The following is a 24,255-nucleotide window of genomic DNA, read 5'->3' as shown; positions in this document are numbered from 1 at the left end:
ACCGCTGCCGATCGCGTGGCAGGCGCCGCGCGTCCTGGCAGCGGCCGGCGCTGCGCCGGGCTCCTGCCAATCCCGGCATTCCGCCGGCATCGTCATCACCCCGGGCTGGCGCTACCAGTGCAGCGAGTCGCTGATCTCGACATTGACGCCGCTCCGGGCGAGATCGGCCCGGATACTGGCGAGTTCCGCCTCCGCCAGATGCAGCTTCTCGAGCCCCGTATGGAACCGCTCGAGCGCTGCCATCCGCATCTGGTTCTCTTCGCGGGCCGAGCCTTCCTGCAGGCTGTCCATTCCTTCCGCACTACCGGACATCGCGTCACTCCTTCCGATATCGTCGCAGCCCCACAGCGAGGCGTATCTCAGGATACACGTATTGGTTGTATCTACAAGACGTGTGAAAACAGTAAGGGGAGCGAATATCTTGTCGTCGGCGCCGTTGCGGGCTCGCTTTTCAAGGGGCGAGGGGGCAAAGCGGAGGCAACCCGCCCGATTCCATGACCGCGGTGATTGCATTGAAAAAACCGAGCGGCATCCTTGCCGGCATCTGCCTGACCATCCTTTCCGGCCTGTCCCTGGCGTCGATGGACACGGTCGGCAAGTTCCTGACCGGCAGGCTGCCGGTGATGGAGGTGGTCTGGGCCCGCTATTTCTTCCATACGCTGGTGATGGTCGCCTGGCTCGCCCCGACAACCGGCATGCGGTTCCTGCGGACGAAACGGCCGGGCCTGCAGCTTCTGCGCGGCGGCACGCTGCTGGTCGCGACGCTGCTGATGTACACGGCATTCTCGCGGATACCCTTGGCCGACGCGACCGCGGTGCAGTTCTTCGCGCCGGTGCTGGTGACGGTTCTGTCGGTGGTCTTTCTGGCGGAGCGGATAGGCGTTCATCGCCTGGCGGCGGTGCTCGTCGGCTTCGGCGGGGTGCTGCTGATCGTCCAGCCGGGATTTTCCGAGACCGATCCCTATCTGCTGCTGCCGCTCGGGGCGGCAGCGATCCTGTCGGTCTATTTCCTGCTGACCCGGACGCTCTCGGGGGCCGACGACAGCGCCTCGACGCTGTTCAACACGACGGCCGTGGGCGCCGTTCTTCTGACACTGGCGGTTCCGCTGGTGTGGCAATGGCCGACGCCGATGGAGTTCGCCATGATGGTGGTCGTGGGCCTTCTCGGCGCCATCGGGCATTTCTGCCTGGTCGTGGGCTTCTCCTACGCCTCGGCCTCGGCGCTCTCGCCCTTCCTCTACTCGCAGGTGCTGTTCGCCAGCATCTTCAGCCTGGTGCTGCTCGGCGATCCGTTGCGGCCGAGCCTCATCGCGGGCGCAGCGCTGCTCATCGGCAGCGGCATCTACATCTGGTGGCGCGAGAACCGGCGCTAGCCGGCCGGTCAATGTCTCTTCAGGGATCCCGGCGCCGCCGGGATCAGGACACGCTTCGCTGGCGCGGCGATCAGCGGGCGATGCGCAGGCTGGAGATCTCTTCGGTGATCGAGCCGAAGGCCGCCGCCAGCTGCTCCTTGCTCTGGGCGTCGTAATAGAGCTTCGCCGTCGGGTCGGCGATGCCGTAGGACGCGCAGTCCTCGAGCAGCTTCTTGACCGGGCTGCCATTGCGCACGTCGAAGGCGATGGTGAAGATCAGGATGCCGTCGGTGCCATCCGGATAGCGGCCGTCGCTTTTGGCGTTCTCGCAGATATTCGCGGTGGTCTCGTTCATTGCCTCGACATAGCGATTTTCGCTTGCCGATTTGGTCGTCTTGGTCGTGGCGTCGAAGATCCGGCCGGGCTTCGTGCCGGTACCGTTCATCACCTGGCCGTAGCCGAAGGCGCCGTATTGGGACCGGTTGGAATTGCTGCTCGAGGAGTAGGTGTTCTCGCCGTCTGTCATGACGACTATGACCTTGAGGTTGTCCTTGGCATCCTTGGCGCGGCCCTCGGTGAAAGGTTCGCCGGGCGAGACGACGTGCCAGCCCCAGATGAGGCCCTGCGGAATGTTGGTGAGGTTGTGCGGCTGCATCGCGTTGAGCGCCGCGTCGACAACACTCAGCTGGGCGCTGAGGGGCGTGATTGGCGTGGTGTCGCAGCTGTAATTGGTCCCATCGGAGCCATTTTCCGACGAGAAGTACTTTTTTATGTCGCGTTGTGACGCAAAGTAAAGCGCCGTCGACCGGTCCGAACCGCCGAGAATATCCTCAAGATAGTTATTTTCCGGTCGGGGGCTCTTTGGCTCATCGGGCGCGAACATCGGTACGAACAGCGATTTGCCGTTGCTCGAGGCAAGGGTTGCGGTTCCGGGCACGGGTGCGTCGTCGGTGGCTGCAAGTCTCAGCGGTCGGGCCTCCACGCAGCCTTCCCAGCCGGACGGAAATCGCTTCGACGCCGCTACCGCGACCTGCTCCCAGTATATGCAGTTGCTTCCCCACCAATACTTGCAGACATTTTGCGTTCCGGCCTTGACACTGGCGTTCTCCCACAGCCACTGCCGGGTCAGCCAGGCGCCGTCGGACTTGCGCCGCCAGCGATTACCGACCTTCTCTGCCAGCTTATTGTTGCCGTCTTTCCAATTTTCCCAGTCGAGATTCTCGTGGTGGATCGGCGAGTCCCCATAGCGGTCCATCCAAGGGGCGTCGATATTGTCCTTGCCGACATTCACCGATCCGGAGAAGGGGACGACGCCGATCATCACCGGCGGTAGACCCGGCGCGGTCTCGTTGATCTTCATCAGCGAGGCGGTCAGGTCCTTGGCGGCCTCCTTCAGCGTGTCGATCTTGCGTTTGCCGCCGACCGACCAGGCCATCGAGCCGGAATTGTCGAGTACCAGCGCCATCTCGATCGAGCGGTTCTGCACGACGATCTCGCTGGTCGCCGAAAGCGGGAACTGGCGCCAGTCGATCTGCTCGTTGGTGACGAAGGCCAGAAGGTCGCCGAACCACGTCGGCTGCTGACGCGTCGCCGTGACCTTCAGTACGGTCTCACCGTCGACCACCGTGACGCCATCGTAATGGAACTGCGTATAGCCGCGGGTGGCCTCGCCGGCATTGTGGAAGAAGTAGGCGGTAGCGACACGTGAGAGATAGCCGGGGTCCTGCGACTGCGCGTACTCCTTGGCCGCGGCGAGCGCGGCCGTGTCGGCGGACTGCTGCAGATTGCGCTCGGAGCCGTAGACCGCGTTGAGGTCGACGGCCGCTGCCATGCAGCAGGCCAGCAACGGCAGGGTCAGGCCGAAGATGACGGCGACATTGCCACGCCGGTCGTGCCATGCGGCGCGCAGGTTAGGGAGCTTGGTCATGGCGCGAGCCGCTGGTTGTTGCTGGGACATGCGGTCGATCCTTGCACGTCAGGCATCAAGGGACGGTGAATCCCATCGTGCTAATTTTCCCAGACGATCTCTTTGCTGAGCCGCGGCCGGAACGTGTAGCTCTTCTTCACGGTGATACCGTCGAACCAGCCCGCGAAACCGAAAAGCGGGTCGTAGTCGTAGGCGACGTCGGCAATGATCAGGTAGGTCTTCGTGTCGAAGAAGAGCTCCTCGGGCACCGGATGGGGCTGGTCCGGCGTAAGTCCCGCGCCTGTATTGCTCTTCGACCAGTCGACCACGCCCTTGCCGTCCGCGTCGACGGCGACCGTCGTGATCGTCATCTTGAGCTTGTCGGACGGAAACGGCGTCATGATCGCCGTGGAGATGTCGAATATGTTGGTGATCGCCACGTCGTTCATGGTTCTGGTGCGGGCGACCAGATTACCGATCGTCTCGGCGGTGGAGTCGACCTTCTGGACCATCTGGAACGCCTGCGTGCCTTCGAACCAGCCGAAGTAAAGCAGCAACGCGAAGGGCGCGATCAACGCGAACTCCACTGCACCGACGCCCTCGCGCTGCCGGACGAAGTCATGCAATCGGCGGGGAAGGCGAAAGCGGAATCCTCGGCGCATCGTCGTCTCCCTCAGCACGTGGTCTTGCTGCTGGCGAGATCGCCGAAGGGCTCGTTCATGAAGGCCGACATCGCGAAGATCACGGCATTCCCGTCGGTATCGGTTGCCAGGTTGCTGAGGAAGGCGGCCGACCACGGCCATTCGTAGAACACCCGCAGCACGGTGATCGAACTTGCGCCGCCGGGATCGAAGCAGAACTCGCTGTCGTCGATCTGCTTCAGCTGCATAGGGGCGTTGACCGGGATCGCCTTGTAGGTCGGGAAGGTGCGCAGGTCGATCTTCAGCTTCTCGCAGGCGAGGACGAAATCGACCTGCTCGCAGAGGCGCTCGCGAAAGTCTTCCTCGCTGATGTCGGCCTTCTGGATCTGACCCGTCAGCACCTGTCGTGCCACGCCGTCCACCGCCGTATTCAGGAGGACGCCGATTGCCGATATCCCGGCCGATTCGATGATGGCGAAGATCAGCGCGAACAGCGGCAGGCCGACGAACGCGAACTCGACCGCCGCGACGCCCGAACGGTCGCGCACGAAGGCCGACCGAAGTAATCGTCGGAAACAGGATCGTAAACGCAGCATCGGTCCGCCGTTGGATGAGACACGTCAAGATCATGCAGGCGGAGTCGTTACTTTTCCTTGAGGGAATGCCGCCGAATTCGAGCAATCGGCCGGTCAGGGACGGCGGCCACGGACGAACGCGCTTCTCCCGCGGACCCGACCCGTCGACCGCCGCCGTCGCCACGGCCCCAAGGCAACGGGATCACCATGGGCGGCCCCCTCCGCAACGGCAGGCTCGCCTTGATCAGGATCAAGGCGAGCCCATTCCGCGGCTGTCACAGGATCGACGAAACACCGCGCCGCGATGGCACCGACACTGTCGCGGCGGCCGATCCTGGAGAGGACACCGAACATGCGGAATCAAGTCGAGGCGATCCTCGTGGGCATTGCGGCCTTCGTGGCGATGCTGGGGGCGGCCTTCGCCCGGGATGCGGAATTCGCCGCCCACGCCTGGGTGCTGTTCTTCGTCCTGGCCGGGACCACGGTGGTGCTGCTGCGGCGCATCGAATTCGCCGACGCAGCCCAGATCCCGCTTCGCTCGGTGGACACCGGCTACATGGATGGCGTCGTACGCTACGGCGTGATCGCCACGATGTTCTGGGGCGTCGTCGGCTTCCTGGTCGGCGTGGTGGTGGCCTCGCAGCTTGCCTGGCCGGTCTTCAACATCGAGCCCTGGTTCAATTTCGGCCGGATGCGTCCGCTGCACACCTCTGCGGTGATCTTCGCCTTCGGCGGCAATGCCCTGATCGCCACCTCCTTCTATGTCGTCCAGCGGACGACGCGGGCGCGGCTCTGGGGAGGCGACCTCGCCTGGTTCGTGTTCTGGGGTTACCAGCTCTTCATCGTGCTCGCGGCCACCGGCTATCTCCTCGGCATCACGCAGAGCCGGGAATATGCCGAGCCGGAATGGTATGTCGATCTGTGGCTGACGGTTGTCTGGGTCGCGTATCTCGCGGTGTTCATGGGCACGCTCATCCGCCGCAAGGAACCGCACATCTACGTCGCCAATTGGTTCTATCTGGCCTTCATCGTCACCATCGCGATGCTGCACGTCGTCAACAACCTGGCGCTGCCAGTGTCGCTGCTCGGCGCCAAGAGCTACTCGGCCTTCTCCGGCGTGCAGGATGCGCTGACCCAGTGGTGGTACGGCCATAACGCCGTCGGCTTCTTCCTGACCGCCGGCTTCCTCGGGATGATGTATTACTTCATCCCCAAGCAGGCCGACCGTCCGGTCTACTCGTACCGGCTGTCGATCATCCATTTCTGGTCGCTGATCTTCCTCTATATCTGGGCCGGTCCCCATCACCTGCACTACACCGCGCTGCCGGACTGGGCGCAGACGCTCGGCATGGTGTTCTCGGTGATGCTCTGGATGCCCTCCTGGGGGGGCATGATCAACGGCCTGATGACGCTGCAGGGTGCCTGGGACAAGCTGCGCACGGACCCGATCCTGCGGATGATGGTGATCTCCGTCGCCTTCTACGGCATGTCGACCTTCGAGGGACCGATGATGTCGATCAAGGCGGTCAACTCGCTCAGCCACTACACCGACTGGACGATCGGCCACGTGCATTCCGGCGCGCTCGGCTGGAACGGCCTGATCACCTTCGGGGCGCTCTACTACCTGGTGCCGAAGCTCTGGAACCGCGAGCGGCTCTACAGCCTGCGCCTGGTCAACTGGCACTTCTGGCTCGCGACTCTCGGCATCGTCGTCTACGCCGCGGTCATGTGGGTCGCCGGCATCATGCAGGGCCTCATGTGGCGCGAGTACGACGGCGAGGGATACCTCGTCTACTCCTTCGCCGAGACGATCGCCGCCATGCATCCCTACTACATACTGCGGGCCTTTGGCGGGCTGCTCTACCTCGCCGGGGCGCTGATCATGGCCTTCAACATCTACCGCACCATCCGGGGCGACGTCCGCGAGGAGGCCCCGATGGGCCGACGCGCCGCGGTCGCGGCGCCCGCAGAGTAAGGATCAGCAGCCATGGCACCCACACAGAAGAAGTCCCTGCTCAAGCATCACGGCAAGATCGAACGCAACGCCACGCTGCTGCTCGTCGGATCGCTGCTCGTCGTCTCGGTCGGCGGCATCGTGGAGATCGCGCCGCTCTTCTATCTCGAGAACACGATCGAGAAGGTGGAGGGGATGCGGCCCTACTCGCCACTCGAGCTGGCCGGTCGGAACATCTACATCCGGGAAGGCTGCTACGTCTGCCACAGCCAGATGATCCGGCCGTTCCGCGACGAGGTCGAGCGCTACGGCCATTACAGCCTCGCCGCGGAGTCGATGTACGATCATCCGTTCCAGTGGGGCTCGAAGAGGACGGGGCCGGACCTCGCGCGCGTCGGCGGCCGCTACTCCGACGAGTGGCACGTACAGCATCTGATCGATCCCCGCTCCGTCGTGCCGGAATCGATCATGCCGACCTATGCCTTCCTCAGCCGCGATCTCGACATGGCTGATCCGGCGGGTCACCTCGTCGCCAATCGCGGCGTGGGCGTGCCCTATACCGACGAGATGATCGAGAGCGCCAGCGCCGACCTCAGAGCGCAGGCCGATCCCGACGCCGACACGTCGGGTCTGCTCGAGCGCTACCCGAAGGCGGTGGTCAGCAATTTCGACGGCGATGCCCGGCATCTGAGCGAGATGGATGCGCTGGTCGCCTACCTGCAGATGCTTGGAACGCTCGTCGACTTCTCGGTCTACGAGCCCGAACAGAACGACCGCTAGGAGCGCCGGAATGGATTACCAGACCATGCGCAGTTTTGCCGACAGCTGGGCCTTGCTGGCCATGGCCCTGTTCTTCGTCGGCGTCGTCCTCTGGGTGCTGCGGCCCGGCGGGCGCAAGAGCGCCGACGATGCCGCGAATATTCCGTTCAAGGAGGATTGAGATGGCCGACGAGAAAGAAGTCGACGCCGTAACCGGTGTCGAGACGACCGGCCACGTGTGGGACGGCATTCGCGAACTGGACACGCCCATGCCGCGCTGGTGGCTGTGGACGTTCTACGCGACGATCGCCTTCGCCGCCGTCTACACCGTGCTCTATCCCGCCTGGCCGCTGGTCAACGGCGCGACGACGGGCCTGCTCGGCTGGTCGAGCCGCGCCGATCTGCGGACCGAGATTTCCGCCGCGGACATGCTGAATGTCGACCGCGAGACGGCCATCCAGACCACCGAGGTCTCCAAGATCGCTGCGAGCCCGGAGCTTCGCCAGTACGCCGTCGCAGCCGGGCGCGCCGCCTTCAAGGTCAATTGCGTCCAGTGCCATGGCTCGGGTGCCCAGGGCGGGCCGGGCTATCCGAACCTCAACGACGATGCCTGGATCTGGGGCGGCACGGTGGACGACATCTATCTGTCGATCCAGCACGGCATCCGCTACGGCGCCGACGACGAGACGCGCTATTCGGAGATGCCGGCCTTCGGCCGTGACGGGATCCTCGACCGCACCCAGATCGCCGACGTCGCCTGGTATGTCCGCCAGCTTTCGGGCCAGGAGGCGGATGCCGCAGGGGTCGAGCGCGGCGCGCCGCTCTATGTCGAGAACTGCGCCGCCTGCCACGGCGAGGCCGGCGAGGGAATGCGCGAGGTTGGTGCTCCGCGGCTCAACGACGCGATCTGGCTCTATGGTGGCAGTCACGCGGAAATCTCCGCCCAGGTGGTCGCGCCGCGACACGGCGTCATGCCGGGCTGGGAAGACCGGCTGGGCGAGGGGACGGTGAAGGAACTCGCCGTCTACGTGCACAGCCTCGGCGGCGGTGAACAGGTCGCCGCCGAGTAGGCGGACCAGCCGGCGGCGCCGCGAGCATTCGCGGGTAAGGCCGCCAGCGCTCCGTTCTCCGCCGGCTTGACACAGATCAAGGTGGCCTTGCGGCCACTTCCTTATGCGGGACGATACCGGCCGCTATGCGGCTGAGACGAGGTCTCGACAATCCCATGCTGCACCAGCCCGACATCGACAAGATCGACGTCCAAGCCGTCAACACGGCGGCCCGACAACAGAGTCAGCCGCTCTACGCTCCCCGCCAGAAGATCCATCCGAAGCGCGCCGAGGGTCGGTTCCGCCGGCTGAAATGGATCATCATGGCGGTGACCCTCGCGGTCTACTACGTCACGCCATGGCTGCGCTGGGATCGCGGTCAATACGCCCCGGACCAGGCGGTGCTGATCGACATCGCCAACCGCCGCTTCTACTTCTTCTTCATCGAGATCTGGCCGCAGGAATTCTTCTTCGTCGCGGGGCTCCTGGTGATGGCCGGGGTCGGGCTGTTCCTGGTCACCTCGGTCGCCGGTCGGGCATGGTGCGGCTATACCTGCCCGCAGACGGTCTGGACGGACCTCTTCCTCGTCGTCGAACGGTTCTTCGAAGGCGACCGCAACGCCCGGATCCGTCTGGACAAGGCGCCGCTCAGCTTCGACAAGGTCCGCAAGCGCGTTCTCAAGCACGCGACCTGGCTGGTCATCGCCGTGGCGACCGGCGGCGCCTGGATCTTCTATTTCGCCGATGCGCCGACGCTGCTGCGCGACTTCCTGACCGGCTCGGCGCCCTTCGTCGCCTATGCGACCGTCGGGATCCTCACCGCCACGACCTATGTGCTCGGCGGGCTGATGCGCGAACAGGTCTGCATCTACATGTGTCCCTGGCCGCGCATCCAGGCTGCGATGCTCGACGAGGATTCGCTCGTCGTCACCTACAACGACTGGCGGGGCGAGCCGCGCACTCACGGCGCGAAGAAGGCGGCGGCCGCCGGCATTCCTGCCGGCGACTGCGTCGACTGCAACGCCTGCGTCGCCGTCTGCCCGACGGGGATCGACATCCGCGAGGGACAGCAGCTCGCCTGCATCACCTGCGCCCTCTGCATCGATGCCTGCGATGGCGTGATGGACAAGCTGGGGCGCGAGCGGGGCCTGATATCCTACGCGACGCTGCGCGACTACGACGCCAACATGGCGATCGCCACCGACCCGGCGACGGGCGCGATCGATCCCGCCCGCGTGCGTGGCCCGGACGGTAGCTTCACGGCCAGCCTCAAGCATTTCGATTGGCGGGTGCTGCTTCGGACCCGCACGTTGGTCTACACCGCCGTCTGGGCAGCAATCGGGATCGTCCTGTTGACGGCGCTGCTGGCACGAGACCGGCTGGAGGTGACCGTCCAGCACGACCGCAACCCGGTGGCGGTAACGCTCAGCGATGGCTCGATCCGCAACGGCTACACCGTCAAACTGCTCAACATGATCGCCGAGCCGCGGACCATCACGCTGCGGCTCGAAGGCCTGCCGAACGCCGCGATGCAGGTCAGCGACATCGACCAGCCGGCGGGAACCGAGTTCGCTGTCCCCGTCGAGCCCGACCGCTTGCGCACGCTGCGGGTTTTCGTGGCGCAGAGGCCGGAGGCGGTGCAGCCGGGCTCCACCGAGTTCCGCTTCGTCGTGGAAGACCCGGCCTCGTCCGAATCCGACAGCTACACCGCCATCTTCGACAATCCGGAGCGTTGACATGATCGAACGTCTATTGGGCACGAGCCAGTTCACCGGCCGGCATATGGCTGCGGTCATGGTGCTGTTCTTCGGCACGATCATCGCCGTCAATTTCACCATGGCGTTCCTCGCGACCTCGACCTGGAGCGGCCTCGTCGTCGGCAATTCCTACGTCGAGAGCCAACGCTTCAACACCGTGACAGAAACCCGCGAGCGCCAGGCGGCGCGAGGCTGGTCGGTCGATACGGGCTACGAAGATGGACGTTTCGTCGTCGCTCTCGTCGACCGTGAGGGCCAGCCCGTGCAAGGGAGCAAAGTGACGGCTGCGATCGGCCGGCCGGCCTCCGCGCAGCAGGACAGGACCCTGACACTGCAGCCGCTGCGGGAAGGCGGCTACGGCGGCGAAACCGATCTGGCGCCGGGGCTCTGGGAGGCCGACGTGATCGTCGAGACCCCCGGGGCGGAGAGCTGGGAGAAGCGGATCCGCTTCCACGTGGAGGCGGCTCGATGAGCTGTTGCGGCGGCGGACTGGCGGCCGTTGTCGCCGGCGAGACAGGTGATCCGGCGCGGCTCCTCAAGGCGGAGGAGCTGGCGCATGCCGGCCGCCTTCAGGACGACGGGACGGTTCAGTACGTTTTCGCCGTTCCGGATATTTCCTGCGGGCGATGCATCTCGACCATCGAGACGGCCCTGGCGAGCCTCGAGGGCGTCGTCAGCGCGCGGGTGAACCTGACGATGCGGCGGGTGACCGTCGTTCTCGACGAGGCGGACCGCCCGGCGCTGATCGTGCCGGAGACGCTGGAGCGCATCGGCTATCGGGCGACGTCGATCGACCTCGGCGATCTCGACGTGCTCGGGCAGCAACGGGAATCGGCGCAGCTGCTCAAGGCGCTGGCGGTCGCCGGATTCGCCGCCGCCAACATCATGCTTCTGTCGGTATCCGTCTGGTCGGGTGCCGATGCGGCGACCCGCGATCTCTTCCACCTCGTCTCGGCGCTGATCGCCGTGCCGACCATCGCCTATTCCGGCCAGGTCTTCTTCCGCTCGGCTTTCGCGGCGCTGCGCGGCGGGCGAATGAACATGGACGTGCCGATCTCGCTCGGCGTCCTGCTCGCCCTCGCCATGAGCCTTGCCGAGAGCCTGACCGGCGGCGAAGAGGCCTATTTCGACGCGGCTGTGACGCTCTTGTTCTTCCTGCTGATCGGTCGCTTCCTCGACCAGCGCATGCGCGAGCGTGCCCGCAGCGCGGTGACGGGTCTCGCCCGGCTGGCGGCCAAGGGCGCGACCGTCGTCGAAGGCGACGCGCTGCGTTACGTGCCGCTGGACGAGGTCCGCCCCGGGATGATCCTGCGGGTGGCGGCCGGCGAGCGGGTGCCGGTGGACGCCGAGATCCTGCGCGGGTCGAGCGCGCTCGACCGCTCGCTGGTGACCGGCGAGAGCGAGCCCGCCGCCGCCGCCGTCGGCGACCGGATCGAGGCCGGGACGCTGAATCTCACCGGCTCGCTCGACATGCTGGCGCTGAAGGCGGCCAAGGACTCCTTCCTCGCCGAGATCGTGCGGATGATGGAGGCGGCGGAGGTCGGGCGCGGCCATTACGTCCGAATCGCCGACCGGATGGCACGGATCTATTCTCCGGCCGTGCACATCCTCGCTGCCGCCAGCTTCCTGGGCTGGCTCGTCGCCACGGGCGGCGACTGGTATCACGCGCTCTACATCGCCATCGCCGTCCTGATCATCACCTGTCCCTGCGCGCTCGGCCTCGCGGTGCCGGTGGTCCACGTGATCGGCGCGTCACGCCTGTTCGAGGCGGGCATCCTGATGAAGGACGGCTCGGCGCTGGAGCGGCTCGCCGAGATCGACCAGGTGGTGCTGGACAAGACCGGCACGCTGACGACCGGCACCCCGCGCGTCGTCCGCGCCGATATCGGCGAGGGCGCTCCGGCCGCCTGGGCAAGGGCGCTTGCCGGCCACTCCACCCATCCGGCCTCGCGAGCCGTTCGGGCCTGGCTGGGGGCGGGGCCGACCCTGCCGCTCGTCGATATTCAGGAAGTCGCGGGATGCGGGATCGAGGGTCGCAGCGACGACGGGCGCCTCGTACGGCTGGGACGCGGCGATTGGGCTGCGGAAATCGCGTCGCCCGGCGGGGCACTGCCAGGCGATGGGCCGGCCTTTGCCGTCGAAGGCGGCGCGTGCGGCGGTTTCGTGCTCGCCGAGACGCTGCGTCCGGACACGGCGGCGGCGATCGGGGCGCTGGCGAGAGCGCGTCTCGGCGTCGAGCTTCTCTCCGGGGATGCCGCCGGCCCGGTCGACCGTCTGGCGCAGGGACTGGGGATCGACCGCTTCGCCTCGTCCCAGACGCCGGCGATGAAGATCGGCCGCATCCATGCGCTGCAGGCCGAGGGCCACCGCGTGCTGATGGTCGGCGACGGGCTCAACGATGCGCCGAGCCTTGCCGCCGGGGACGTCTCCATGGCGCCGGCCTCCGCCTGCGACGCGGGGCGGCAGGCGGCGGATTTCGTGTTCACGCGCGACAGCCTGATGGCGGTGCCCTTCGCGCACCGCATCGCGCTGCGGGCGAAGGACCTGGTGCGGCAGAATTTCGGCCTGGCGATCCTCTACAATTGCTTCGCCGTGCCGCTGGCGGTGGCGGGATACGTCACCCCGCTCGTCGCCGCGGTCGCGATGTCTTCCTCTTCGGTCATCGTGATCGGCAACAGTCTCCGGCTGACCCGGGGCGGTAGCGAGCGGCGGCTGTCGGGCCGGCAGGCCCCGCAGCAGCTTCCGGAGACGCCGGCGGCCAGCGGGTCGGTGGCGTCGCCGCAGCCCTTGCAGGAGCAGGCGGCATGAACCTTCTCATCGTGTTGATCCCGGTAGCGCTGGGGCTTGGAGCCCTCGGTCTGTTGGCCTTCCTCTGGAGCCTCAACAGCGGCCAGTTCGACGATCTCGACGGCTCGGCCGAGCGGGTGCTGGAGGATGATCGGCCATTGCCATGACCGCAGGGTGGTCCCGCCGTTCGCAGAGGCGGAGCCGCCTCGTCAGGGCCTGATCAATCTCACGCTTGGAATGCGCGGAGGGAACGCACCCCGCCGCGAAACGTCTCGCAGTGGCGGCATTCGCCGCACCCCGGTCCGGCCTTATCGTGCCGACCGGCAATTCAGGAGTTTTATCGATGATCCTTGCCAACGGAACGATCGTAGCCGTCGTGGACGGAAAGAACCTCAAGCTCTTCCACAACAAGGGGACCGAGACGCAGCTCGACCTCGCACCGATGGCGGACCCGACGATCGACGCCAGCAATGCCGGGTCGGGCGCCCGGCATCAGAGCTCGTCGGCCAATCCGGACGCGCATCGCGGCGACGAAGACGCCTTCGCCGCCGCAAGTGCCGAGCATCTCAACCAGATGGCGCTCAAGAACAAGCTCGAGCATGTCTTCATCATCGCCGACCCGCGCACGCTCGGCGAGATGCGCAAGCACTACCACGCGAACCTCAAGGGCAAGATCGTCGGCGACCTCGCCAAGGACCTGACCGGCCATTCGGTCGACGACATCGCCCAGGCGGTTCAGAAGGCCTGATCGGGCCGGCTTCCGCCGATAGACTCCCCGGCCGGCGCGTGCTCCGAAGCGGGCCGCGCCGGCCGCGATCGGACTGCCGGTCGACCGGCGCCACCACGCGACAAGCCACGCTGCCGCGCCGTTGTGCAGGCTGCACATCATTCGTTCTTTCGGTGCCGATTCAATCCGCAGGGCAGCGCCGCCGACCGGCTTGACCGCCTACCGGCCTTCCGTCAGTCTGTATTTGTGTAGACAAATGGAGGGGAGACGAAATGGGTTTGCTTTCAAAGACAGGCTGCGCGGTAGGCATGGTTCTCGCCGGGCTCACCGGCACTCATGCACAGACCACGAGCGTCAATATCGGCCTGTCCGGCTGGACCGGTTTCGCGCCGCTGACGCTCGCCAAGGAGGCCGGGATCTTCGAGAAGAACGGCCTCGACGTCACGCTCTCCAAGATCCCGCAGGCGAGCCGTCACCTTGCCATCGCGTCGGGCGACATCCAGTGCGCGGCGACGACGGTCGAGACCTGGGTCGCCTGGAACGCCAACGGTGTCGCGGCGACGCAGATCTTCCAGATGGACAAGAGCTACGGCGCCGACGGCATCGCCGTGCGCGGCGACATCGAGAGCTTCGCGGATCTGAAAGGCAAGACGATCGCGGCCTCGACGCCCGGCACCTCGCCGTATTTCCTGCTCGCCTGGATGCTCAACGAGAACGGCATGTCGCTCGACGACGTCTCGGTGGTCAATATGGAGCCGGGACCGGCGGCGCAGGCTTTCGTCGCCGGGCAGAACGACGCGGCGATGAGCTACGAGCCGTATCTGTCGACGGTGCGCGACGCGCCCAACTCCGGCAAGATCCTCGCCACCACGCTGGACTACCCGGCGGTGATGGACACGGTCGGCTGCACGCCGGCCTTCCTCGAGGAAAACCCCGAGGCGGCCAAGGCGCTCGCGGAGAGCTATTTCGAGGCGCTGGAGATGATCGAGAGCGACCAGGCCCGGGCCTACGAGATCATGGGCGCCGACGTGAACCAGACTGCCGAGCAGTTCGCCGCCTCCGCCTCGCACCTGCGCTGGCAGGACCGGGAGGCCAACAAAACGTTCTTCGCCGGCGAATGGCGCGAGTTCTCGGATGCTGCCGCCGACCTCCTGCTCGACATCGGCGTGATCCGCGAGAAGCCGGAAATCGACGGTCTGGCCGACCCGAGCTTCATCCAGTAAGGCATTCGCCATTGTCCCCCTGCGGCCGGTGCTAACCGGCCGCAGGGGCTTTTGACCCACCAAGCGCCGGACCCCGCACGATGATCCGACCCTTCCAGCCGGTGGACACGCGCACCCGCGTCGTCCTCGGCTTTTCGTTCTTCGTGCTGTTCGTCGCCGTCTGGTCGCTCGCGACCTTCGGCGGCTTCGTGTCGCGGACCTTCCTGGCCGATCCGCTAACCATGCTGGGTGACGGTTGGTACCTGCTGTCGCAGCGCGGTTTCCTCGGCGACATCGGCATTACGATCTGGCGCGTCGTCGGCGGCTTCACCATCGCGGCGGCGCTCGCCGTGCCAATCGGCATCGCCATGGGCACCTACAAGCCGGTGGAGGCGCTGCTCGAGCCCTTCGTCTCCTTCGCCCGCTATCTGCCGGCTTCCGCCTTCGTGCCGCTGCTCATCCTGTGGGCCGGCATCGGCGAGACGCAGAAGCTGCTGGTGATCTTCATCGGCTCGTTCTTCCAGATCACCCTGATGGTGGCCGGCGCCGTCGGCTCGACGCGGCAGGACCTGGTGGAGGCCGCCTATACGCTGGGGGCGAACGATCGCGGCATCGTGCGCCGCGTCCTCGTGCCGGCCAATGCGCCGGACATCGCGGAAATCCTGCGGCTCGTGCTCGGCTGGGCCTGGACCTACGTCATCGTCGCCGAACTGATCGGGGCTTCCTCCGGCATCGGCTACATGATCATCAACTCGCAGGCACTGATGGCGACCGGCCAGATCATCTTCGGCATCATCGTCATCGGCCTGATCGGCCTCGTCTCGGACTTCCTGTTCAAGTCGATCAATCGCTGGCTCTTCGCCTGGAGGCTGGCATGAGCGAGCTCGTCATTTCCGGCCTCGGCCGGGTGTTTCCCGGCGTGAAGGGCGGCGCGCCGGTCGTCGCGTTGCAGCCGACCGACCTCACCGTGCCGTCCGACGACTTCGTCACCATTCTTGGGCCGTCCGGCTGCGGCAAGTCCACGCTGCTGCGCATCATTGCCGGGCTCGACCGGCCAACCACCGGCACGGTGACGCTGGACGGGGAGGCGATCACCGGCCCGGGGCCGGATCGCGGCATGGTGTTCCAGTCCTACACGCTGTTTCCCTGGCTGAGCGTCGAGGACAATATCGCCTTCGGCCTGCGCGAGAAGCGCATGGGCGAGGCAGAGAAGCGCGAGATCGTCGACTTCTATGTCGACCAGGTCGGTCTCAAGGGCTTCGAGAAGCACTGGCCGAAGCAGCTTTCGGGCGGCATGCAGCAGCGCACCGCGATTGCCCGCGCGCTCGCCAACGACCCGAAGATCCTGCTGCTCGACGAGCCGTTCGGCGCGCTCGACAACCAGACGCGCGGGCTGATGCAGGAACTCCTGCTCGGCATCTGGGAGCGCGAGCACAAGATGGTGCTGTTCGTCACCCACGACATCGAGGAGGCGATCTTCGTCGGCTCGCGGGTGGTGACGATGTCGGCGCGACCCGGCCGGATCAAGTCGATCCTGCCCGTCGACCTGCCGCATCCGCGCCACTACAAGATGAAGTCGAGCCCGGAATTCAGCGAGATGCGCGCGCGGCTGACCGAGGAGATCCGCGCCGAGGCGATCCGCGCCGATCGCGGCGAACTGGCCCGCTCATAGACGGGACGTCAGCCGGTGGCTCTGCGGATGTACCATGCGCACGGCGGTGATCGGACGGGCGAGCAGCCAGGTGCGACGCTCGCCGACGAAGACAGGTTCGCTCTCTGCGACATCGAGGATCCTCGACTCGCGCGCGCTCGGCAGGGCGGCGAGGAAGGTGAATTCGGCGCGCGAGAACGGCGCGGCACCGACCAGCCATTCGTTCGGCCCCAGGGTCTCGAAGCTCTCTTCCATCGCCGTCGGCGCGGCCGACGGATTGATCAGCCGATCCTCGAACTGATACGGGCGCTCGTCGGCAAGATGCAGGCACTCCAGATGCAGGACCATGTCGCCGGGCGCGACGCCGAGGCGTTCGGCGTCGCGTGCATCCGCCGCTCGGGCTTCCCGCGCCAGCAGCTTGTAGCGGTAGGCAGCCCCGGCTGCGGCGACCTCCTGGGCGACCAGCGGAATGGCGAAGCGGGCCTGGCGGACGGGATGCAGCGCGACGCGCGTGCCCACCTTGCGCTTGCGCTCGATCAGTCCGGCGCGCGCCAGTTCCTGCAGCGCCCGGTTGACGGTGGCCCTGGCTGCGCCGAACTCGGCGGCCAGCGCCTCCTCGCCGGGGATCAGCGCGCCGGCCTTCCAGGTCTGCTCGCCGATGCGCCGGGCGATCTCATCCTTGATGACCCGGAACGAGGAGCGGGGACCGGGCTTCACAGGCGCCCCATGATTTTGGCCAGCACGGTGCGATAGCGCCGGGTCAGCGCCTCCGCGTCGATGTGCTGACCCTCCCGCACGACGTGACGCCCGGCCGACCAGGCATCCGTCACCGCGTCGCGGCCGCCGGTGAAGATCCAGCCGTCGAGGATGCCGTCGCCCTTGCCGGAGCCGGCGAAGCGGGGCGGGTCGAGTGCGACGAGATCGGCGAAGGCGCCGACCCGGATCGCACCCGCCTCGCGGCCGAGCGCACGAGCGCCGCCCTCAAGCGCGCCGTTGTAGAGGCGGCGGCCGACGGAGCCGCCCGGCTCGGCGAGCATGGCGCGGCCTCTGTGCTTGAGCCGCTGCGAATATTCCAGCTGGCGCAGTTCCTCGGCGGCGCTGATGCGGATGTTGGAGTCCGAGCCGATGCCGAAGCTGCCCCCAGCTTCCAGGAAGGCGACGCCCTCGAAGATGCCGTCGCCGAGATTGGCCTCGGTGACCGGACAGAGGCCGGCCACTGCGCCGGAGCGGGCAAGCGCTTCGGTTTCGCCCTGCGTCATGTGGGTGGCGTGGATCAGGCACCAGCGTTCGTCTATCTCGAAATTCTCGAGCAGCCATTCGATGGAGCGGCGCCCGGTCGACGCGAGGACTTCCGCGATCTCGGCCTCCTGCTCGGCGGCGTGCATATGAAGGGGTCCGTCCGGGAGGGCAGCCGCGAGCACCCTTATGTCGTCCGTCGGGGCGGCACGCAGCGAATGCGGCGCGAGGCCGAGCCTTGTGTCGGCGGGCAGGGAGCCGACAATCTGCTTTGTCCGCTCGACCAGCGCCAGGAACCGGTCGACATCGTTGCCGAAGCGCTGCTGGCCGCCGGCAAGCGGCCGCCCGTCGAGACCGCCGGTGCGGTAATGCACTGGCAGCAGCGTCAGGCCGATGCCGGTCTGTGCTGCCGCGGCCGCGATGCGCGCCGAGAGCTCGCCGAGATCGTCATAGGGCGCGCCGTTCGGTGCATGATGCAGATAGTGGAATTCGGCGACGGCGCCGAAGCCCGCCTCCAGCATCTCCATGAAGGCAAAGGCGGCGATCGCCTCGATCTCGTCCGGCGTCAGCACGTCGAGGAACCGGTACATCAGGACTCGCCATGTCCAGAAGCTGTCGCGGCCTTCCGGCCCGCGGGTCTCGGTGAGCCCTGCCATGGCGCGCTGGAACGTATGGCTATGGAGGTTCGACAGCGCCGGCTGCAGCACGGGGACAGTGCGGTCGGCAACTTCATCGTCACCCGCCGGGGCGATCGCGGTGATACGTCCGTGGTCGCCGATCGTGACGAGGCAGTCGCGCGCCCAACCGTCTTCCAGCAGCAGCTGTTCCGCCCTGATCCGCATCGGCTAACCTCGTCCCCGCCGCGATTGACAGTATATGTCTATACATAATAGGTTTTTGGCTCAACCGAAACCGACGGATGCGCGCCATGGCCAGACGCCTTCTCACCGAGCTGACGCTCGCGACCATGGAGCGGTCGGGCGCGCCCTACGGGCTGGTGACGAACGCGGCGGTGGCGACGATCGACGGGCGGATCGTCTTTGCCGGCCCGGCTGCCGACCTGCCGGCCGAATGGCACGGCAAGGAGGCCGAGGGGCTCGGACAGCGGCTGGTGACGCCGGCGCTGATCGACTGCCACACTCATCTCGTCCATGGCGGCAACCGCGCCCGCGAGTTCGAGCTGCGTCTGGCCGGCGCGAGCTACCAGGAACTCGCGGCGGCGGGCGGCGGCATCGTCTCGACCGTCTCGGCAACGCGCGCGGCGAGCGAGGATGCGCTGTTCGACAGCGCGTCGCGGCGTCTCGACGCGCTGCTCGCCGAAGGCGTGACGACGGTGGAGATCAAGTCCGGCTACGGGCTGACCGTCGCTGACGAGCTGAAGATGCTGCGGGTCGCGCGCTGGCTGGGCGCCGAGCGCGACGTGCGCGTCGTCACCACCTACCTTGCCGCGCATGCGGTGCCACCGGAATACCAGGGCCGGCCGGGCGACTACATCCAGGCGGTGGTGCTGCCTGGCATGGAGCAGGGCGCGGCCGAGGGGCTGATCGACGCGGTCGACGGCTTCTGCGAGGGCATTGCTTTCTCTGTCGACGAGATGGGAACCGTCTTCGAGCGCGCCAGCGCGCTCGGCCTTCCGGTCAAGCTTCATGCCGAGCAACTGTCCGATCTCGGCGGCGCGGCGCTTGCGGCGCGGTACGGCGCGCTGTCGGCCGATCATCTGGAATATCTGTCCCAGGAAGGGGTCGACGCGCTGGCGGAAGCGGGGACCGTGGCGGTGCTGCTGCCGGGCGCGTTCTACACGCTGCGCGAGCGGCAGGCGCCGCCCGTCGCGGCGCTGCGCGAGGCAGGTGTTCCGATGGCGCTCGCCACCGACTGCAATCCCGGCTCGTCGCCGCTGACCTCGCCGCTGCTCGCGATGAACATGGGCTCGACCCTGTTTGGCCTGACGCCGGAGGAAGCGCTGGCCGGTGTTACCCGCGAGGCTGCCCGCTCCCTCGGCCTCGCCGACGAGCTCGGCACGATCGCGGCCGGCAAATGCGCCGAGTTCGCCGTCTGGGATGTCGAGCATCCGGCCGAGCTCGCCTACCGGATCGGGTTCAACCCGCTGCACCGGGTGATCCGGGACGTCGCACCATGACGATCATGCTGACACCCGGCGAAGTCACGCTGGCAACGCTGGAGCGCATCTATCGCGGCGCCGAGCCGGTGCGGCTCGACCCCGCCTGCCGGCCCGGCATCGAGGCCAGTGCCGCGCGCATCGCCGAGATCGCGGCCGGCGAGGACGCCGTCTACGGCATCAATACCGGCTTCGGAAAGCTCGCCAGCGTGCGGATCGCGCCGGGCGACGTCGAGACGCTGCAGCGCAATCTCATCCTGTCGCACTGCTGCGGGGTGGGTGAGCCACTGGCCCCCGAGATCGTGCGGCTGGTGATGGCGACCAAGCTCCTGTCGCTCGGGCGCGGCGCCTCGGGAGTTCGCCCGGTGATCGTCGAGCTGATCGAGGCGATGCTGGAAAAGGCCATCCTGCCGGTGGTGCCGGGGCAGGGCTCGGTCGGCGCCTCCGGCGATCTGGCGCCGCTGGCACACGTCGCGGCCGCGATGATCGGCGAGGGCGAGGTGCTGGTCGACGGTACCGTGCGCCCCGCCGCCGAGGCGCTGCGCGCGGCGGGGCTGACGCCGGTGACGCTTGCGGCGAAGGAGGGCCTCGCGCTGATCAACGGCACGCAGGTCTCGACCGCTTTGGCTCTAGCCGGCCTCTTCCGCGCCTTCCGTGCCGCGCAGGCGGCGCTCGTCACCGGCGCGCTGTCGACCGACGCCGCGATGGGCTCCTCCGCGCCGTTCCATCCGGAGATCCACACGCTGCGTGGCCATCGCGGACAGATCGAGGCGGCGGCGTCCCTGCGCGCCCTGCTCGAGGGGTCGCAGATCCGCGACAGCCATCTGACCGGCGACGAGCGGGTGCAGGACCCCTATTGCATCAGATGCCAGCCGCAGGTCGACGGCGCCTGTCTCGACGTGCTGCGGCAGGCGGCGGCGACGCTGGTGATCGAGGCGAAAGCCGTCACCGACAATCCGCTGGTGCTGTCCGACGGCTCGGTGGTTTCCGGCGGCAATTTCCACGCCGAGCCGGTGGCGCTCGCCGCCGACCAGATCGCGCTGGCCATCTGCGAGATCGGTGCGATTGCCCAGCGGCGCATCGCGCTGCTCGTCGATCCGGCCCTGTCCTTCGGCCTGCCGCCGTTTCTCACCAAGCGTCCTGGCCTCAATTCGGGGCTGATGATCGCCGAGGTCACCTCGGCCGCGCTGATGAGCGAGAACAAGCAGATGGCGCATCCCGCCAGCGTCGACTCGACGCCGACCTCGGCCAACCAGGAGGACCACGTCTCCATGGCCTGCCACGGTGCCCGGCGGCTCCTGCCGATGACGCAGAACCTCTCGGCGATCATCGGCATCGAGGCGCTGACCGCAGCGCAGGGCATCGATCTGCGCGCGCCGCTCGCGACCGGCACCCGACTGCTCGACGCCCACGCCGCGATCCGCGCCGTCGTGCCGACGCTGGAGGACGACCGCTACATGGCGGGCGACCTGGACGCCGCGGCCGAGCTGGTGCGCTCCGGCGCACTGGTCGCGAGCGTCGGCGACGTGTTGCCGGGACTGGACTCGTGATGCGCGACATCGGCGCCGTCGATCTCCTCCCTTGTGGGGAAGATGCCGGCAGGCAGAGGGGTGTAGCGGGGGGCGCCTTCCTCGAAGCCTCTCGTCTTCTCTATCGGCGAGGAGGGATCAAGGCGGGCAGAAGTAGGGCGTGCACCGCCCCCCTCTGGGCTGCCGCCCATCTCCCCCACAAGGGGGGAGATCAGTCGCTGCGATGCTTCGCCATATCCGCTGGCGTCGGCCGCTCGCTGCAGCGGGGCGACTCCGCTCGAGTCCTAGGATTTTCGCACGACATCGGCGCCGTCGATCTCCCCCCTTGTGGGGGAGATGCCGGCAGGCAGAGGGGGGTGTCGGGGGGCGCTAGTCTTGGACGGTATCGCTTTCAAAACCAGCGACAGCAGGGATCACGCCGGAGATCGTGCGGCACCACCCCCCTCTGGGCTGCCGCCCATCTCCCCCACATGGGTGGAGATCGATCGCTGCGATGCCTCGCCTTTCCTGGAGGCCCAGCATGAGCCCCGTCGAAGTCCGTCGCGGCACGTCGCCGGTCATTCTCGGCCTGCCGCATACCGGCACCGACGTCCCGGACGACATCCGCGCCTGCCTGAACGACGAAGGCCTGAAGCTGCGCGACACGGACTGGCACATCGACCTTCTCTATGACGGGCTGCTGCCGGACGTGACGACGGTGCGCGCGACCTTCCACCGCTACGTCGTCGACGCCAACCGCGATCCAGGCGGGGCGAGCCTCTATCCGGGGCAGACGACGACGGCACTGGTGCCGCTGACCGATTTCGACAACCAGCCGATCTGGCGGGAGGGCAGGGCGCCGGACGACGCTGAGGTCGCGCGGCGGGTGAAGCTGTTCCATGCGCCCTATCATGCCGCGCTTGCCGCCGAGATCGCGCGGGTGAAGGCGATCCACGGCGTTGCCATCCTCTATGACTGCCACTCGATCCGTTCGCGCATCCCGTATCTGTTCGAGGGAATCCTGCCGGATTTCAACATCGGCACCGATGGCGGGCGAACCTGCGACAGGCTGGTGGAGCTCGCTGCCCGCGGCGTGTGCGCGACGGCGGACGGCTATACCAGCATCGTCAACGGCCGCTTCCGCGGCGGCTGGACCACCCGGCACTATGCCGCGCCGGGCGACGGGGTTCACACGATCCAGATGGAACTCGCGCAGTCGACCCATCTCGCCAGCGAGACCCCGCCCTTTGCGTATGACGAGACGCGGGCGGCGCGCCTGCGCCCCGTTCTCGCCGAACTCCTGCGCCGCCTCGAAGCGCTGGCGCCCGCACTGAAAGGCTGACCCGATGACGCTTCCCGACCGCCGCCACAACGCCCGCACCGTCCGCGCGGCCCGCGGCACAGAGCTGTCGGCCAAAAGCTGGCTGACCGAGGCGCCGCTGCGCATGCTGATGAACAATCTCGATCCGGAGGTCGCCGAAAACCCCAACGAGCTGGTGGTCTATGGCGGCATCGGCCGGGCAGCGCGCACCTGGGACGATTTCGACCGGATCGTCGCGTCGCTGCGGACGCTGGAGGAGGACGAGACGCTGCTGGTGCAGTCCGGCAAGCCGGTCGGCGTCTTCCGCACCCACAGGGATGCGCCGCGCGTCCTCATCGCCAATTCCAATCTCGTGCCGCACTGGGCGACCTGGGACCATTTCAACGAGCTCGATAAGAAGGGGCTCGCGATGTACGGCCAGATGACGGCCGGCTCGTGGATCTATATCGGCACGCAGGGGATCGTGCAGGGCACGTACGAGACCTTCGTGGAGGCCGGCCGCCAGCATTATGGCGGCAATCTCACCGGCAAATGGGTGCTGACCGGCGGTCTCGGCGGCATGGGCGGCGCGCAGCCGCTGGCCGCGGTGATGGCCGGCGCCTCCTGTCTCACCGTCGAGTGCAACCCGGACTCGATCGATTTCCGCCTGCGCACCCGCTACGTCGACGAGAAGGCCGAGACGCTGGACGAGGCGATGGCGATGATCGAGCGCTGGACCGCCACCGGCGAGGCCAAGTCGGTCGGCCTCCTCGGCAACGCCGCCGAGATCCTGCCCGAGATGGTCCGCCGCGGCATCCGCCCCGACATCGTCACCGACCAGACTTCGGCGCACGACCCAATAAATGGTTATCTGCCGATCGGCTGGTCGATGGCCGAATGGCGTGCCCGACGCGAGAGCGACCCGAAATCGGTGGAGAAGGCGGCGCGCGCGTCGATGCGCACCCATGTCGAGGCAATGCTCGCCTTCGATCAGGCGGGCGTGCCGACGCTCGACTACGGTAACAACATCCGCCAGGTCGCCAAGGACGAGGGGCTGGAAAACGCCTTCGACTTCCCGGGATTCGTGCCGGCCTACATCCGCCCGCTGTTCTGCCGCGGCATCGGCCCGTTCCGCTGGGCGGCGCTCTCCGGCGATCCGGAAGACATCTACCGCACCGATGCCAAGGTGAAGGAGATCCTGCCCGACAACCATCATCTTCACCGCTGGCTCGACATGGCGCGCGAGCGCATTGCCTTCCAGGGACTGCCGGCGCGGATCTGCTGGGTCGGGCTCGGCGACAGGCACCGGCTGGGCCTCGCCTTCAACGAGATGGTGCGCAACGGCGAACTCTCGGCGCCGGTGGTCATCGGGCGTGACCATCTCGACTCGGGCTCCGTCGCCTCGCCGAACCGCGAGACCGAGGCGATGAAGGACGGCTCCGACGCCGTCTCCGACTGGCCGCTGCTGAACGCCCTGCTCAACACCGCCTCCGGCGCCACCTGGGTGTCGCTGCACCACGGCGGCGGCGTCGGCATGGGGTTCTCGCAGCACGCTGGCATGGTGATCTGCTGCGACGGAACGGAAGACGCCGACCGGCGCATCGCGCGCGTCCTCTGGAACGACCCGGCCACCGGCGTCATGCGCCATGCCGATGCCGGCTACGACGACGCGCTCGACTGCGCGCGCGAGAACGGGCTCAATCTGCCGGCGATCCTCTAGGGGCAGACGTCGCTG

General features: G+C 67.2%; 23 protein-coding genes. 17 read left to right on the top strand and 6 right to left on the bottom strand.

The annotated features are described in order from the left end of the window. Positions 1-111: 111 nt before the first annotated feature. Positions 112-312, bottom strand: a complete 201-nt coding sequence (locus GGR03_RS04680) for a hypothetical protein (protein ID WP_183206358.1) — start codon at positions 310-312, stop codon at positions 112-114. 191 nt (positions 313-503) lie between these two features. Between GGR03_RS04680 and GGR03_RS04675 the strand changes: the two genes are divergently transcribed. After that, complete coding sequence (locus tag GGR03_RS04675) at positions 504-1,373, top strand: DMT family transporter (RefSeq protein ID WP_343058674.1); 870 nt, start codon at positions 504-506, stop codon at positions 1,371-1,373. 70 nt (positions 1,374-1,443) lie between these two features. Here the strand turns inward: GGR03_RS04675 and GGR03_RS04670 are convergent, their stop codons facing one another. The 3 genes from GGR03_RS04670 to GGR03_RS04660 form a co-directional block, all read right to left on the bottom strand. Beyond that, positions 1,444-3,279, bottom strand: a complete 1,836-nt coding sequence (locus GGR03_RS04670; protein WP_183206356.1) for a vWA domain-containing protein — start codon at positions 3,277-3,279, stop codon at positions 1,444-1,446. A gap of 80 nt (positions 3,280-3,359) precedes the next feature. Next, a complete protein-coding gene (locus GGR03_RS04665; protein ID WP_183206355.1) occupies positions 3,360-3,920 on the bottom strand; it encodes a TadE/TadG family type IV pilus assembly protein in 561 nt (186 codons plus the stop codon). A gap of 11 nt (positions 3,921-3,931) precedes the next feature. Next, positions 3,932-4,447 (bottom strand): TadE/TadG family type IV pilus assembly protein, encoded by a 516-nt coding sequence (locus GGR03_RS04660; protein ID WP_183206354.1) that lies wholly within the window; start codon positions 4,445-4,447, stop codon positions 3,932-3,934. Positions 4,448-4,826: 379 nt separating this feature from the next. Between GGR03_RS04660 and ccoN the strand changes: the two genes are divergently transcribed. The 12 genes from ccoN to GGR03_RS04600 all read left to right on the top strand — a co-directional run bounded on the left by ccoN (position 4,827) and on the right by GGR03_RS04600 (position 16,381). Then, positions 4,827-6,449, top strand: a complete 1,623-nt coding sequence (gene ccoN, locus GGR03_RS04655; RefSeq protein ID WP_183206353.1) for a cytochrome-c oxidase, cbb3-type subunit I — start codon at positions 4,827-4,829, stop codon at positions 6,447-6,449. A 12-nt stretch (positions 6,450-6,461) separates the two neighbouring features. Then, complete coding sequence (gene ccoO / locus GGR03_RS04650) at positions 6,462-7,208, top strand: cytochrome-c oxidase, cbb3-type subunit II (RefSeq protein WP_183206352.1); 747 nt, start codon at positions 6,462-6,464, stop codon at positions 7,206-7,208. A 10-nt stretch (positions 7,209-7,218) separates the two neighbouring features. After that, entirely contained in the window at positions 7,219-7,368 is a 150-nt protein-coding gene (locus GGR03_RS04645; protein ID WP_183206351.1) for a cbb3-type cytochrome oxidase subunit 3, read from the top strand. A gap of 1 nt (position 7,369) precedes the next feature. Further along, on the top strand, positions 7,370-8,257 hold the full coding sequence (ccoP, locus tag GGR03_RS04640) for a cytochrome-c oxidase, cbb3-type subunit III (protein WP_183206350.1): 888 nt from the start codon (positions 7,370-7,372) through the stop codon (positions 8,255-8,257). Positions 8,258-8,382: 125 nt separating this feature from the next. Next, entirely contained in the window at positions 8,383-9,972 is a 1,590-nt protein-coding gene (gene ccoG / locus GGR03_RS04635; RefSeq protein ID WP_246367583.1) for a cytochrome c oxidase accessory protein CcoG, read from the top strand. Position 9,973: 1 nt separating this feature from the next. Continuing rightward, entirely contained in the window at positions 9,974-10,465 is a 492-nt protein-coding gene (locus GGR03_RS04630; RefSeq protein WP_183206349.1) for a FixH family protein, read from the top strand. Then, positions 10,462-12,801, top strand: a complete 2,340-nt coding sequence (locus tag GGR03_RS04625; protein WP_183206348.1) for a heavy metal translocating P-type ATPase — start codon at positions 10,462-10,464, stop codon at positions 12,799-12,801. Before GGR03_RS04630 ends, GGR03_RS04625 begins: the two co-directional genes overlap by 4 nt. Next, on the top strand, positions 12,798-12,947 hold the full coding sequence (gene ccoS, locus GGR03_RS04620) for a cbb3-type cytochrome oxidase assembly protein CcoS (RefSeq protein WP_183206347.1): 150 nt from the start codon (positions 12,798-12,800) through the stop codon (positions 12,945-12,947). The genes GGR03_RS04625 and ccoS overlap by 4 nt, the downstream gene beginning before the upstream one ends. A 176-nt stretch (positions 12,948-13,123) precedes the next feature. Then, entirely contained in the window at positions 13,124-13,528 is a 405-nt protein-coding gene (locus GGR03_RS04615; protein WP_183206346.1) for a host attachment family protein, read from the top strand. A 287-nt stretch (positions 13,529-13,815) separates the two neighbouring features. Then, positions 13,816-14,730: an ABC transporter substrate-binding protein gene (locus GGR03_RS04610; protein ID WP_183207028.1), complete on the top strand. Its 915-nt coding sequence runs from the start codon at positions 13,816-13,818 to the stop codon at positions 14,728-14,730. Between the two features lie 80 nt (positions 14,731-14,810). After that, on the top strand, positions 14,811-15,587 hold the full coding sequence (locus GGR03_RS04605; protein WP_210291989.1) for an ABC transporter permease: 777 nt from the start codon (positions 14,811-14,813) through the stop codon (positions 15,585-15,587). Next, positions 15,584-16,381, top strand: coding sequence for an ABC transporter ATP-binding protein (locus tag GGR03_RS04600; protein WP_183206345.1), 798 nt, complete (start codon positions 15,584-15,586; stop codon positions 16,379-16,381). The genes GGR03_RS04605 and GGR03_RS04600 overlap by 4 nt, the downstream gene beginning before the upstream one ends. Here the strand turns inward: GGR03_RS04600 and GGR03_RS04595 are convergent. Both GGR03_RS04595 and GGR03_RS04590 read right to left on the bottom strand, forming a co-directional pair. Further along, positions 16,376-17,077, bottom strand: coding sequence for a histidine utilization transcriptional repressor HutC (locus GGR03_RS04595; RefSeq protein WP_183206344.1), 702 nt, complete (start codon positions 17,075-17,077; stop codon positions 16,376-16,378). The genes GGR03_RS04600 and GGR03_RS04595 overlap by 6 nt on opposite strands. Then, a complete protein-coding gene (locus tag GGR03_RS04590; protein ID WP_183206343.1) occupies positions 17,074-18,438 on the bottom strand; it encodes a formimidoylglutamate deiminase in 1,365 nt (454 codons plus the stop codon). Before GGR03_RS04590 ends, GGR03_RS04595 begins: the two co-directional genes overlap by 4 nt. 86 nt (positions 18,439-18,524) lie before the next feature. Between GGR03_RS04590 and hutI the strand changes: the two genes are divergently transcribed. The 4 genes from hutI (at position 18,525) to hutU (ending at position 24,240) form a co-directional block, all read left to right on the top strand. Further along, positions 18,525-19,733: an imidazolonepropionase gene (gene hutI / locus GGR03_RS04585; RefSeq protein ID WP_183206342.1), complete on the top strand. Its 1,209-nt coding sequence runs from the start codon at positions 18,525-18,527 to the stop codon at positions 19,731-19,733. Continuing rightward, positions 19,730-21,262 carry a histidine ammonia-lyase gene (gene hutH, locus GGR03_RS04580; protein ID WP_183206341.1) on the top strand — a complete coding sequence of 511 codons (1,533 nt, stop codon included), beginning with the start codon at positions 19,730-19,732 and terminating at the stop codon, positions 21,260-21,262. The genes hutI and hutH overlap by 4 nt, the downstream gene beginning before the upstream one ends. Positions 21,263-21,761: 499 nt before the next feature. Next, on the top strand, positions 21,762-22,562 hold the full coding sequence (gene hutG / locus GGR03_RS04575; protein ID WP_183206340.1) for an N-formylglutamate deformylase: 801 nt from the start codon (positions 21,762-21,764) through the stop codon (positions 22,560-22,562). 4 nt (positions 22,563-22,566) lie between these two features. Continuing rightward, on the top strand, positions 22,567-24,240 hold the full coding sequence (gene hutU, locus GGR03_RS04570; RefSeq protein WP_183206339.1) for a urocanate hydratase: 1,674 nt from the start codon (positions 22,567-22,569) through the stop codon (positions 24,238-24,240). Positions 24,241-24,255: the final 15 nt, after the last annotated feature.

Origin of the sequence: Aurantimonas endophytica, assembly GCF_014196845.1 — a bacterium.
GTDB classification, from domain to species: domain Bacteria; phylum Pseudomonadota; class Alphaproteobacteria; order Rhizobiales; family Rhizobiaceae; genus Aurantimonas; species Aurantimonas endophytica.
The sequence above is the reverse complement of the archived record's forward strand: the minus strand, read 5'-3'. Positions and strand labels throughout refer to the sequence as shown.